This window comes from Planctopirus hydrillae (assembly GCF_001707835.1).
Lineage (GTDB): Bacteria > Planctomycetota > Planctomycetia > Planctomycetales > Planctomycetaceae > Planctopirus > Planctopirus hydrillae.
Window position 1 is genome coordinate 39114 of the sequence record NZ_LYDR01000124.1, and the last position, 13839, is coordinate 52952.

At 53.0% G+C, this 13839-nt stretch carries 7 protein-coding genes; 5 read left to right on the top strand and 2 right to left on the bottom strand.

Going from position 1 to position 13839, the window contains the following annotated elements:
- The first annotated feature begins 50 nt into the window (after positions 1-50).
- The 4 genes from A6X21_RS15065 (at position 51) to A6X21_RS15080 (ending at position 7134) form a co-directional block, all read left to right on the top strand.
- Positions 51-1598, top strand: coding sequence for an RNA-directed DNA polymerase (locus A6X21_RS15065; RefSeq protein ID WP_068849276.1), 1548 nt, complete (start codon positions 51-53; stop codon positions 1596-1598).
- Positions 1599-1650: 52 nt separating this feature from the next.
- Positions 1651-2520 carry an IS5 family transposase gene (locus A6X21_RS15070; protein ID WP_068849277.1) on the top strand — a complete coding sequence of 290 codons (870 nt, stop codon included), beginning with the start codon at positions 1651-1653 and terminating at the stop codon, positions 2518-2520.
- A gap of 143 nt (positions 2521-2663) precedes the next feature.
- Complete coding sequence (locus A6X21_RS15075) at positions 2664-4154, top strand: hypothetical protein (RefSeq protein WP_131818358.1); 1491 nt, start codon at positions 2664-2666, stop codon at positions 4152-4154.
- Between the two features lie 85 nt (positions 4155-4239).
- Entirely contained in the window at positions 4240-7134 is a 2895-nt protein-coding gene (locus tag A6X21_RS15080; RefSeq protein ID WP_068849280.1) for a DEAD/DEAH box helicase, read from the top strand.
- Positions 7135-7453: 319 nt separating this feature from the next.
- Here A6X21_RS15080 and A6X21_RS15085 read toward each other — a convergent pair whose 3' ends face one another.
- Both A6X21_RS15085 and A6X21_RS24385 read right to left on the bottom strand, forming a co-directional pair.
- Positions 7454-10861 (bottom strand): AAA domain-containing protein, encoded by a 3408-nt coding sequence (locus A6X21_RS15085; protein WP_068849282.1) that lies wholly within the window; start codon positions 10859-10861, stop codon positions 7454-7456.
- Between the two features lie 258 nt (positions 10862-11119).
- The gene (locus A6X21_RS24385; RefSeq protein WP_131818359.1) at positions 11120-11398 is read right to left on the bottom strand and encodes a hypothetical protein; all 279 of its coding nucleotides are present in this window, start codon (positions 11396-11398) and stop codon (positions 11120-11122) included.
- A gap of 944 nt (positions 11399-12342) precedes the next feature.
- Between A6X21_RS24385 and A6X21_RS15100 the strand changes: the two genes are divergently transcribed.
- Entirely contained in the window at positions 12343-13707 is a 1365-nt protein-coding gene (locus A6X21_RS15100; RefSeq protein ID WP_068849288.1) for a hypothetical protein, read from the top strand.
- Positions 13708-13839 lie beyond the last annotated feature (132 nt).

The window sequence follows — 13839 nt, forward strand, 5'->3', positions numbered from 1 at the left end:
TGGCGCGACAGACACGCGGGTGCAATACGGCAGCAGCAAGCGAGGGCCAAATGGCGAAGAAGAAATCTGTGAAGAAGGTGCCGCCGCCGCGAAGACCGGTACCGCCACCCCCACCTTCGGTATCGAGCGACTTCGTTTCCCTGGACACGCTGTACCAGGCATATCGAAAGGCCAAAGTCGACGTCTTCTACGAGCGCTCGCAGCCGCTGTCGCAGGAGTTTTGTGAATATGAGCGAAACCTGCACGCCAATCTCACCGTACTTCAGGCAACTCTAACTCAGCCTGGTGCCGATTGGTTCAAAAGCATCGATTTTATCGGTGAGTACGGGTTCATTCCCAAGGGATTGCAGATTCCTGAGCCTGATGGGGATCAGGACAGCGCCGCGCACTTCAGCGTGTCCAATCCCGATGATGCGTGGGATGTGATGCTGGAATCGCTCGACGGCAAGTTGCCGACTGCCGAGTTTCGTCCCGTCGCGCTCTTCACCGTCAACATGTACGTCGTGTGTGCCCTGTGGGTGAATCTTGTTGGCCACATGTTCGACGCCTGCCTCGATCGTTCGGCGAGGGGTTCACGACTGCGGCGGCTTCGCAAAACATCCGAACAACTAGGAGCCGGTGAGTACCATCGCACTGCGCCCGGTTCGTTCAAGCCATACATTCATGGCTACAAGGCATGGCGTGGTAAAGGACTTCGAGCCATTCGTAACGAACTCGCCGAGGATCGCAGAGTCGTAGCCATCACGATGGACCTCAAGGCATTTTATCACAGCATTGATCCGCACTTCATCTTGCGACCAGAATTCCTGCAAGCAATTCGATTCAATCGCATAAACGGACGAGACCTCACTTTTGAGGAATTTGCATTCACAAAGCAGATCGTTGAAGCATTTGTGGTCTGGGGACGTTCATTGCCCCATCTCAATCCGCAGGGGCCCCCAGGATTACCAGTTGGTGCCTCCGCACCCCGCATTGTCGCCAACGTACTTCTAGCTGAGTTCGACCGACGCGCGCAGAGTTCGCTTGACCCGGTCTACTATTCGAGATACGTCGATGACATTTTTCTGGTCTTGCGTGACAACGGAAGAATGCGGACAGCCGAACGCGTACTTCAACATCTTCAGGATCGGCTAAAGCACATTCTGCAATGGAATGAAGATAAGTCCTCGCTCGTTCTCAACTTTCCATACTCGGAAGGCTGCAACTTACTCTTTCAGAAGAAGAAGCAACGCATTTTTCTTTTGGCTGGAGAAATTGGCGCGGATCTGCTCGACACGATTCAGAACCAGATTGACGAGGTTTCAAGCGAATGGCGACTGCTTCCGGATCTGACTGCGCTGGAGAAATCACCCGCTGCAAAGGTGTTAACAGCGGCTCGCAATTCTACGGAACGTGCTGACACACTTCGAAAGGCAGATCAACTGTCGCTGAAACGGCTCAGCTTCTCGGTCATGCTGAGGCAGTACGACATTCTTGCGCACGATCTTCCTGCAGCTGAATGGAAGCGAGAACGCGAGAACTTTTACCGCTTTGTGGAGCGGCATGTACTGACACCCTTGAGGATCTTAGAGACTATCCGAAAAGTAGTCTTGACGTAAGTGCTTTCTATTGAGGAGTCTATGTTTTCCTCTGGTATGAAAGGCCTGACGCATGGATGCGACGCACCGTAAACCCTATCCCAGTGACCTGACCAACGAACAGTGGGAACTGATCTGTCACCTGATTCCGCCAGCCCTGGAAGGAGGGCGGCCCCGCGCGGTGGCGATGCGGGAGATCGTCAACGCCATGCTCTATCTCAACCGCTCGGGCTGTCAGTGGGACATGTTGCCCCACGACCTGCCGCCCAAAAGCACCGTCTACGAATACTTCGCCGCCTGGCGTGAGGATGGCAGCTGGCAACTGATGCTCGACCACCTTCGCGGCGTCCATCGCCAGTTGGCTGCTCCCAGTGAGGAACCTACTCCCAGTGCGGCCAGTATCGACAGTCAGACCGTCAAAACCACCGAAAGAGGCGGCGTGCGGGGTTACGACGGAGGAAAGAAGATCACAGGCAGAAAACGCAATATTGTGGTCGATACCATGGGCCTGCTGCTGGCCGTCGCTGTGACCAGTGCGGCGATGGATGATGCCGTCGCCGCCCCTGCAGTCTTGACTCAGATCAATCACCGAATGTTTCCCCGAATGGAGGTGGTCTGGGCCGACAGTAAGTATCACAACCATCGTTTGACAGCATGGCTTCAGCAGGGTCGGAAGAAGTTCCCGTGGCGGCTGGAAGTGGTGAGACGTCCTAAAAACGCAGTGGGCTTCGTACTGCTTCCCCAGCGCTGGGTGGTCGAGCGGAGCTTCGCGTGGCTGGGGCGTTCGCGTCGTCACAGTCGGGACTATGAGCAGCGGACGGATTCCAGCGAATGCCAGATCCGTCTGAGTGGCATCCACCTGCTGCTGAAACGCCTGGCCCCATCGAACCATCAACCACCATTTAAATACCGTCAACTACAAGCAAATCAAGATGTTACATAAACACCTACTTTTCGGATAGACTCTTAGACCTTAACGACTATCTGCCGAGACTAATTGGGATTGCTGTGTCGTGTGAGGACTGGGGGATTGCAAAGCGACTACTCAAGAGGATTGAGAACGCGATCAAAAAACTCCGCGACAGGGTGTCCGTCGAACCATCCAATAACACGAAAAATCAGTGGCATGGATATCTAAGCCATATGCGAAGGGCACTTAATGAGGCCGTCTACCGTTCTGTTCCATTCGAATTCGACGGACATACATCGAGTGCCAACGTCAAGGCGATTCTATCGGCGATCGCGAGGCTAGATCGTTCGACGGTAAGTGATGACAGTGACATCAGCGAATTGTCGCGGGATCTCTTCTGGACCGATCTTGGACGAATTCCATTCAAGCATGCCTTACTTGGATACATTCCGATTCCATCTTCCACTGGACACGGCGAATTCGGTGGTCTTCCCGACAGTCAATCGAAGCGTTTGAACGAAATCCGGAAATTCCTCAGTGAATCCGGCAACGGAAGCATCGATGCGCGAGCACTTCTGTTTCCAACTCGCCCGTTTTCTCCGCGTGAAGTTACTGAGTTCGACAAAGACAACAAAAGTGTATGGGATCTTGAACGGCTTAGAAAATATGTTAGTGCCTTGAGAGGAACTTGGGTAAAACCGCCAAGCGAAGGTAACACGTCTACAGGAACTAGTGCTTCAAGTGAGGTTCGCTTGATAGGTGAAGGGACCCGATATTCTCTGCCTCGTATCGGAATCACCAGCTTTCTCACAGACGATGCCAGTTGGATAAACGCTGCTCAAGGAACACCCGATCTCTCTGTGGAGCGCTATAAGCGCCTTGTTCGACTCGCAAATGCAATCGTGGGAATGCCACGCCGAGATCGGGCAGAGTACGTTGTTTTCCCAGAACTATCGATTCCGCGTCGATGGCTTCCAGGATTGGTTGGACTTTTCGTGAAAGAGGGTGTGTCGCTCATCGCAGGGGTCGAATATCGGCGTGTCCAGCCAGAGCCTGCAACACAGGTTGTCAATGAGGCTTACCTCGTGCTAGCAGACGACCGTCTTGGTTACCGGTCCTGGTGTGTCGTGAGACAGCAAAAGGGTGTTCCTGCACATCACGAGCGAGACGAACTGCGAGCCAAATTCGGACTCACCTTGGCTGCACCTACATCGAAAGACGACCCGAAGCCAATTTACCGCCATTTCGGGCATGATTTCGGGGTCCTGATTTGCAGCGAACTCACTGATATCCGCTTTCGACAAGAGATGCGTGGCAAAATTGACACCCTGTTTGTGCTCAGTTGGAATCAAGATTTGGAATCGTTCGGGGCGCTGGTCGAGGCCGCCGTCCTGGATGTCCATTGCTACATGGTGCTCGTAAACAATCGGAAGTTCGGTGACAGCCGCGTCCGTACGCCGTCCAAAAAGAACTGGATGCGGGATCTGGTTCGGATCAAGGGGGGCCTCGACGACTATTTTGTGGTCACCGATCTGGACATCATGTCGCTCCGCAATTTCCAGAGTTATCAGGAGCCTCCGCTTGGTGATGATGCCGCATTCAAGCCGACGCCTGAGGGCTTCAAGATTGCCAAACGCAGAAAGCAGACGCCAGGAGGCAAATCGTGAATGACAGCGTCCGAAGGAGACTCAGCGTAATCAAGAAGGTGAACTAAAACTTGCCGATTAGGCGGCGCGAAAGGATCACTGAGCGATGCGATCGTACTTTGACACTTATGCAGGCGATCTCCGATTCGTAGAACGAGATGCAAGCGGATCAGGACTGCGTCGGGCGCAGCGAGGTGCTGTCTTTGCAATCGGCTCACATTTTAGTCTGTCTACCGCGAATGCACTTGTTTCGATGCCAACTGGTACGGGTAAGACGGCCGTCCTTATGATGGCTCCTTATTTGCTTCGGGCGTCGCGGACGCTAATCATCACTCCGAGCCGAATGGTTCGGGACCAGATCGCCGAAGAATATGGGTCATTGGCGCTGCTAAAAAGACTGGCGGTTCTCCCCGAGAATGTCACTAGCCCCAATGTGCAGGCAATTGAATCAAAAATTCTTCGAGACGAGCAATGGGGGCAGCTTAACGCCGCAGACGTTGTCGTCACGACGCCAATGGGCTCCAGTCCTGCCCTCGACGAGATTCCCCATCCGCCAAATGACCTATTCGACCTGCTTTTGATCGATGAGGCACACCACAGTCCCGCCAAGACGTGGCGTGCACTGATGCAGGCGTTCCCGTCGGCGCGTCAGATTCTCTTCACGGCAACCCCATTTCGCCGGGATCGTCAACAATTGCCAGGAGACTTCGTATACGAGTTCCCACTGCGCGAGGCATTACGCGACGGGGTGTTCAGCTCGATTACGTTCGTCGGATGCGAATCCGAAGCCGGTGTTTCCAATGACATCATCATCGCCAAGAAGGCAGAGCAAATATACCGCGATGATCGTGCTCAGGGACTTGACCATCGTGTCATGGTGCGAACAGACAGTCGTGCTAGGGCGCACGAGTTGCACGAACTGTATCAACGAGAAACGACGCTCCAACTCGCAACTATTCACGGACAACATTCTCTCATGCACGTCCGTCGCACAGTCAAGCGCCTCCGAGACGCGGAACTCGACGGGGTGATTTGTGTTGACATGTTTGGTGAAGGCGTCGACATGCCTCAACTCAAGATCGCCGCCATTCATTCTCCGCACCGATCCCTGGCCGTCACATTGCAATTCATCGGGCGGTTTGCACGGACAGGAGCCGCGAATCTTGGCGTGGCGAAATTCATTGCCGTCCCAGAGGAAATTGAGACCGAGACGAAGACGCTTTACCAGCAGGGCGCAATCTGGGAACAGCTTGTTACGAATCTTGCTGATTCCCGTGTTGTTGGAGAACGGGAGCTACGACAACAACTTCGCAGCTTTTCCCCAACCTACGACATTGCGTCTGAAAACGAACTGACTTTGTCAGTAATCAAACCTTGGTATCACAGTAAGGTGTTCCACGTACCCCCCAGCGTCGATCTGCACGCACTTGTGGATTTCGGCAGTGGAATCGAAATCGTACAGCGTTTCGTGAGTGATGATCTCCATTGTGCGGCTTTCGTTTGTCAGAGTGTCAACAAACCGCGATGGATGGAGGCGTTATCGCTTCAAGACGTTACCTTCCACCTGTTCATTATCTATCACGATCAGACGCACGGCCTGTTGTTTATCAATTCCTCCGTGAAGACCGAAGACATGTATTCGCAGATCGCTGAACAAGTCGTGAATGGAGCATTTACTGGCGTCTCGACGGCCACTATCAACAGGGCGCTGCGGGCGCTTCAGAATCCAGCATTCTTCAGCGTCGGGCTCAAGAACCGCCTCTTCGGCAATCAAGTCGAGAGTTACCGCATCATTTCTGGAGGGCGCGCAGATGGAGCCGTCAGCAACACAGATGCTCAACTCTTTGACCGGGGGCATCTGTTTGGAAGCGGCGACAGTGATGAGGGTAAAGTTACACTTGGCATCAGCACGCTCTCCAAGATCTGGAGCAATCGTGCCGGATTCGTACCGGAGTACGTGGCGTGGTGTCACGCCGTTGCGGAACATCTTGCGAACTCCGCACCCGTCGTAACTGGGTCTCGAATTGACCTGCTTGCAACTGGGGAGGAAGTCACGTCGATCCCGACCGCCGTGATCGGTGCGACATGGCACGAGACTGCGTATCGGCTCCGACCTTTGGTCACAGCCGCTGATCCAGTCCCGATGACAGTCGATCTACTATCCTTGGAAATGAGCATCGAGCGATTCTCAAATTCCGAAGTACGAATTCTTCTCCACGGGCTCGGCGATCCGATCCCGATCAACTTCCGCATTTCCGGAAGTCCGTACTTTTCACTCGAAACCACTAGGGAAATCGCGATTGAAACTCGCACTCAAACGGGTTCCTTCGCAGATTATCTCAACAGCTTTGGGCTCCATCTTTACCTTGCAGACTTCGCCCGACTCTATAAAAACCAACTCTTTCACTCTAACCTCACGCTGGAGAATTTTCCCGCCTCCGCATTGCATCGGCGCGATTGGGCGTCGCTGAATGTGGATATTTGTTGCGAGGTCGGAACTTCTGAAAATGGTATCTCGATCCACGCGGGAATCGAGTCGGTACTTGTCTCATCGAATGCCGCTGTTGTAGTGTACGATCATCGCTCAGGTGAGATCGCCGATTATGTTTCGATCCGTGAAGAGGGGGGAGCAATCTTATGCGATGTGTTTCACTGCAAGGGATCAAACGGCGAACGTCCGGGAAGTCGCGTCAGCGACGCCTATGAAGTCGCTGGACAAGTTGTAAAAAGCGTGGTCCTCGCAAGGTCACCCGCGACTCTCAAGACAGAATTGACTCGCCGTTTAGCGAGTGGTTCGTTGCTGAAAAAGGGGAGCCTAAGCGACCTGGAGCGATTGCTCGATGATGCGGAACATGGACGTTTTGAGTTTCATGTGTTGTTGGTGCAACCGGGCATTTCTGCGGGCACGATGTCAGATCCGGTATCGCGAGTGCTCGCCGCAGCTTACGATTACGTGCTCGCTGCCACGGGCTTCGCACCAACTTTCTGGATCTCCGATTGAGCGACTTAGGTGACGAGTTCTCTACAGCCTTGTGACGACTGCGAAGGAAAACTAGCTATGACTGCCGATTGGCTCTAAGGGAATTATGGTCCGGGCAAAAATCCTAAAACACAGGAACGGCGCTGTTCCGCCGAGCCGACTTGCACATTCGCTCGTTCGCCGATGGCGGATCGTACGATGTCGCCGACGCTGGGATTACTCTAGAAGGGATTGTCGGTTTTGCAATCGCTGAAAATCTTCGGGTTCGGGAGTTCTCAAGGACACCTCAAAATTGAATTTTCGTACCCCACAGTATCCGACCACAAAAGATCCAGAACGTTTAGTCACTCTCCAAACCATGATCTGAACTTTGCTGAATGATGTCGTTCAATTCTTCTCGGCCACTGAGTGTCCTGATGGCTGGCGGCGTCTTGAGAAGTTGTCCACAACGGGCAAGAGTTTGATTCAGGAGTGTAGCTGATGAATTCACGTTGTGTGTGGAGTAGATACCGAGTACAGAACGTGCTCTCGTCATAGCAACATAGAGACTGGAAGCCAGCACATTATCTTCCGAATTAATAAAATTATCAGCACATGGAATGAGTACGACTTCGGCCTCATAGCCTTTGAATGAATTTGCGGTCGTCACTAACAATGTCTTATGCTTCCGCTCAAACTTCTGGCTCTTTTGCAGGGAGAGTTCGACATTGAACTGCTCAAGTCGCGGGGCGACGTCGGACTGCAGCCGGTCCCAAACCCAGTTCCCATTGATAATCAGACAAATATCATTTGGTGACACTTTCTCGTCAATCAAAAGCTTCACCAAATCATGTTGGAGAACTTCCAGTTCGTGATCTCTGGTGGCGTGCTGGCGAACATAGGGTCGGGGTCCGTCAATGTGGTTGTATTCCACTCGCAACCACTCTTCACGATCTCGCAATTCTTTGGTCAGAAGTCCGAGCGACTGGAGTTCTTTGTGATCCTGCAGATCGGCAGTTGGCGCCAATCGGTGCAGAATATTCACAGCGAACTCGGTGATCGGACGGGTTGAGCGAAAGCTCTCTTTCATCACGGTCGATCGGCCACGAAGATCGAGACCAAACTCGGACCATTTTGGCGTTTTCCGACCATATACGTTCTGGGCATTGTCGAAGAAGATGTGTGCCGACCGACTGTTGTGGTCTTTAGGTTGAGTTTGTTCCACGAGAGAAAGGAGAAGTCTCAAAGTGTGGGGGCCCATGTCCTGAGCTTCATCCAGAAACAAGGCCCGGCATGAGTGTTGAATTGTTGTTTCTGACTGCTGATTCAAAAAGTCCTCCGAGGCTTTATCGTAGTTGAAGTCATATGTCTTCATTGAAAGCCCGACGCTCGGCAGGAGCTGCGCAAGCAGATCGCGCACATGAATCAGTTCCACTTGATTCCAAGGGAATTCCAGTAGATTCCGTTGATTTTTCCAGGCGGCCTCAATGGAACTGCTGAGCAAACTATGCAGTGTTCGATTAGCGTAAACGGCCCAGATTTTTGCTTGGGGATCACCCTGTAAACGACTGGCTGTCTGAGCCAGCCAATTGGAAAGGACCACGGTCTTTCCGCTTCCCGCCACACCGCGTACCAGACGTGGTTTCCCATCCAACTCCAGTTGACTCAGTCGCTGCTGCTCCTGGGACAAAATGGGCTTCATCTTGCGGCGCAAGGCAAATTGCCCACCCAACGTGTCGTCCCCCTCGCAAGGTTCATCGGCATCAGGTGGTGTGAGCTGACTTGCGGACTGCCACTGAACGCCCCCTCTTTTCTTCACCAGAACTTGAGGGGTGAGCAGTTGCCCCAGGGGACAGAGATAGGGCTCCTCCATTTCACTACGACTGGCGATCACAATCACGGCTTCTCGTGCACGACTGATCGCCACATTCACCAAGCGCTTCCACTCGTCATGGGGCCATTGATGACTCCCCGCGTTCACCGTGTCAAAAATCACAACATCAGCTTCTGATCCCTGCTGACGATGCACCGTTGATGCTTCCCAGCTTTCGAGCCCGTTTTCAGCAAACCATTGACCAATCATTTGAGCCTGGGCGACATAGGGAGAAATGAAAAGCCCATGGCAAGTTCTCATTTCCGATGCCTGCAGGATCTTATCCAAGACAGCCAGAGATCCCTTTCGAATCCAACTCCGATTTCCTGGCCCACGCTCGGCACGAATTGAGGCCAGGTTTTTGCCTTCTTCATCAATCAAATACCAGATGGCACGTGGCTGCTGGCTAAGGCATGGAGGCAATGGACAGGGTCGCGAGTTGACTTCAGGAGCCGTGGTCAGCATGGAACCGTATTGATAGGCCGAGACGACCTGACAGATCTCAGGACGCATTCGCCGTTGTTCTGTCAGCACATGGACAGCAGGCGAGACGTTGGTCATGTGATGAAGATGGCTGACCCCACTACTGGCTAGCCAAGCCTGTTGAACGGTCGTCAACACGCGCCGCACTCGACTGATGGGCGCCAGCTGTTTGGAATCACCGACCAACACAACTCGTCGAGCTGCCAAAAGAGAAAGTGCCGCTGTCGCTGCCCTGGAGATGAGCCCTGCTTCATCAATCACAATCGTCGTGAAGGGGGCCTCGTTACGCTCAAGCAACGAACGCACTGTCTCCTGGTGGAGAAACTGGAGGGCCTTAAATGAAGTCGTGATCACAACCCTGAAGTCGCGATGGGTAAAGAGTACTCGCCCATTGTCGCCCACCGAGGATCGGAGTTCTTGAATTCTCTTTCGAAGGAAGGCCTTCTCTTCCCAGGAGTCAACCAGAGGCAGTTGACGACTCAACGATTCGATCTCACGCAACTTCTCGGTTTCTGTGCCAACGAGCATTGAGTCAAGACCATGGCTCTGAAATCGATCGACGGCCGCCCCGCGTCCAATCCGAACAAGTCCTTGATCTTCAACATGAGAGTCTGCGAGTTCGACCGCAGCAGTTCCGATCGATAAAGCCACTGCATCTGTGGCCCGATTGGTCGTGGAGACAACCAGAATTCGTTCCGTAGGGTCCGCCAGTGCGGCAGCCACTTGACGGCCGATAGTGTAGGTTTTGCCTGTTCCGGGCGGACCCCAGAGCATACTCCAACTGTATTGCCACCATGGGGAGAGTTCTCTGAGTCCTCCAGTGGCGGTATGTCGGACTTGGGGAGATTGACTCCCCGTGGCAGCGTTCAATCGCTGATTGAGAACTTCAGACAGTGACCGGAACCGCTCCTCATGGTAAATGTCATCAAGGGTACCGAGAAAATCGAAGGGCCTGACCAGAAATGTCCCCACAGTGGGAGGATGATCCGAGCTGGTCAAGCTAATGAATAAGCATCCCTGTTGGGGATCAACTTCCAGAATTTCGCCTGACCACTGGCTGGCCTCTTCGACAGGCGATTCTTCAAAGTCGGCCAGGTCAATGGCATCATTCTCCTCCAGAACGTGTGGGCGAAAGGCCAGGGCACCTTCCCACGTCCAATCGAATTCGAGACCGCCGCCAACATAGATCGCAAAGATTACTCCCCGATCACTCTCGGCAAACACATGCACTTTCTGGCAATTCAGACGGACCCATCGAGAGCTGATTCGCAGTTCTTCGCGTACCGCCTTGCGAGCATCTCGAAGATAGGTCGGATCACCACCAGACAGGGACAGTTCCAGGGGAAATCGGGCGGGTTCCTCGCACGCTTCTCCAATGAACGAGGCGGCATCTTGATGAGTGTCCTCACGCACAGGGGTGACAGCTTTCGAAGGGATTCGAGTTTTGTTTTGTTCACTGACGGAAGTGTAATGCGAGCAGGGAGGTATTTGCGAAGATGAAATTTGAGTGAATGTCAGCCAACTTTGTTCGACAGAACGTCAGCACAAAAAGGCTGACTGGAGGGGTGAATCGAGCCCGTGGCAGTCAGCAAGTCTTGGAAAACCAAGGTGATCTCACTGAAATCCTCCCTTGATGATGGGAGAGCTCTTCCAAGACGGTTGCGCCATAGTTCAGGGGACTTTTGAAAAACTGAACAGAATTTCGTTGGCGAGAACGTTGACACTTGGATAGATTTTTGTGGACGACCAATTACTGAAATGGTCTTCATTTCTCTTTCGGAGTGATTTTTGTTTGAAGTCGAGGACGCACGCATGCGGCCTCGTTGACATCGCTGAGACGCGCGCGAGCGTCAGGAACTGCTTTCCGCAAATACCGCCAAACTGAGCCGCAAGGCTCTTTGCCCAATAAGCAGTGCTTGGACCGCGCCCCCGCAAGGGGGCGTCGGCCATGTGCTGTTCATTGGGCCCCTTGGCGGGGGTTGCGGGAGCGGTCGTGGTTCGGCGCTCTCTTTCTTTTCCGCCAGCGGGGTATTCGCATGTTCGATCGTTTTTCTCTCAGATCAGACCCGTCGACGCCGTTCAATTTTTTGACTGGCTCAGCGCTGTTTCGCAGAGTCCTCCTTTATGCGGGCATACTGTTCGCCAGCCTCTACCTCTTCGTTGGCGTCTGGCGGTGGATCCATTCGTCGTCGGGACGAAGTGATCTCGCTGGATCAAGAAACACCAGAAGTCTGAGCATGCGACAACTCAGCGACACGAAGAAGTTCGATGAAACTCAAGATCGTTCGAAACTGGTGGCTCATCGACCGGCTGCAGAACCGAATCCTCAAAACAGCAAACCAGTCAATCAAGACGTTTTGACGTTTATCGAATTAATGCGATCCAGATCGCGAAGCGAACCTCGAACAGGGACTTCCATTACTTCGGATCAGACCACCAAAGCTCAAGACAGCCCACGATCGGCTTTAAACAATCACGTCGACCCGAGCAAAAATGAGCCCAGAGCTCTCCTCGCGAATGATTCCCAGAAAAAGGTGAGTGAATTCCTGAAGCGTCCCGTTCATGGTGGGATCTATCCCAGGTTATCCCCAGAGCTTAAAAGGTCGTCATCAACTCGATCCCTACGTCCCGTACGTAGTGTGCGGTCTCGGTTTGGAACATTTTATATGTTCTAAGTGTCAGGCACACTGAGTTCACGGATTGCGGTCCACTTGGCGACCCCAGTCTGACTTTCTGATCCCTTTTTCAAGTCGTGGTTCCCCTGTGGTGGGCCATGATTCGCGAGCCAGATGGAGTTTGTCTCGGCTCAAGCTTTTCGGGTCTTCAGCTGCGGCGTCCCCTCGCCATCGACACCAGCTCCTGCGAATTTGCTCTTCCATGAGTGGAGAATAAACATGCCCCACGATTTCTTTTCTCAAGCAAATACTACTGCCAAAGATTCGACAGCCAATCCGTCTCAACTGGCTGCAGGAACATCACTGCTTCTGGGAATTACGGTTGCCGCGGTTGTCTTTCTTAGTGGTTGGTGGTGGAGCAGCGGCTCAGTAACTCTCCCTGCGCAGTCATCGACCACTCCCTTACCACCAGTCCCTCCCGTAGTCCCAATTCCCAAGGTCGAGTTACCTCAGGAATATCGAGTTTTGGCCGATGTTCTGACTCATCAAATCGTTCCATCACCTGCGGAATGGGAAGTCGTACCCAAGCCCGCCGTACTAGCGGAATTGCATCGGCAACTGGATGCACTCCGCAATCTTTCCAGTTCGGATCAAGAGATTCAGAGTATGGCCCAGCGAACACATACGGCACTTGCCACCTTCATGAAGCACTTTGAAGAATTTCAAGCTTTACCAGATCCAACATCGACCAGTGATCTCATGCTTGATTCATTTGTTTCGGGGTTTGTCTCTGGATTTACTGGCGACCTTGAACTCGTCAAAGGTTCCTTTGAGCGTACGGCAGCATCCGATTCCCGAGCAGCTGCCAAACAGCGTGCAGCGATTGCGTTATGTCATGCCGAACAGCAATGTGTTGCGATCCAGCTCACCCTATCTCGGATCGCTGAGCGTTTTGCGGCCCCGGTCAGAGCTGCGGGGGATCGATTTAAAATTGATATTGATGATCCGTGGGGAGCACATGCCCCCAAAAAGTGGATTTGCTTCCATAATGGGGGCGATGATCTCCGGGATTGCACTCTGCAAGTTCAATTGACGGGCCAAAACGGACCACCACGCAGAATTGTCCACTTCATCAAGCATTGGCCAGCAAACACCTGGATGTACTCCCTCTATCAAGTCGGTTTTCAACTCCCCGATGGAAGCTATGTCGATTCGCAGACAGTCAGTTCCATCCAGTCTGCGGAAGTCAAACTGTGGTCACCTGAGTACTCGGCGCAGTTTCATTACGACTATCAGGGGGCAGGCCGAGATGAAGATGTCAAAAGATTTGGATCAGCCCTCAAGATTCAAGGGAAGTATCTCCCGTTTAAGCAAGGGGTCCTTTGGAATACCCAACCAGGTGCAGAACTGACTCTCCACGGTGTGGAATGGCTTCCTCCAGGAAAGGTGACTCTCACGTTCCGTGGAAATCGAAGAAAAGAGAAGGCTTGGATCTGGGATCATTCCGGATGGCCGAACGGAGAGGCAAAGACGTTCACCACACCTGAGGGCGCTCTAGAGTTTGTGCCTCAAGAGATTGATGTGGAACTCTCATTTCCAGACACGGCGACCGTGTTCACAGAGCGGCTGAAAGTCTCGAAGTAAGCCAGTACGACTCGCGGTTATTTGTCGGGTCATGGGTTCCCAATTTCGTCTCGTACTTTGGACAAAAAGAGTGGCGGAAACGATGTCGTTTCCGGCACCAAATCGCCGGACGAACTGGGCACTTCAAACTTC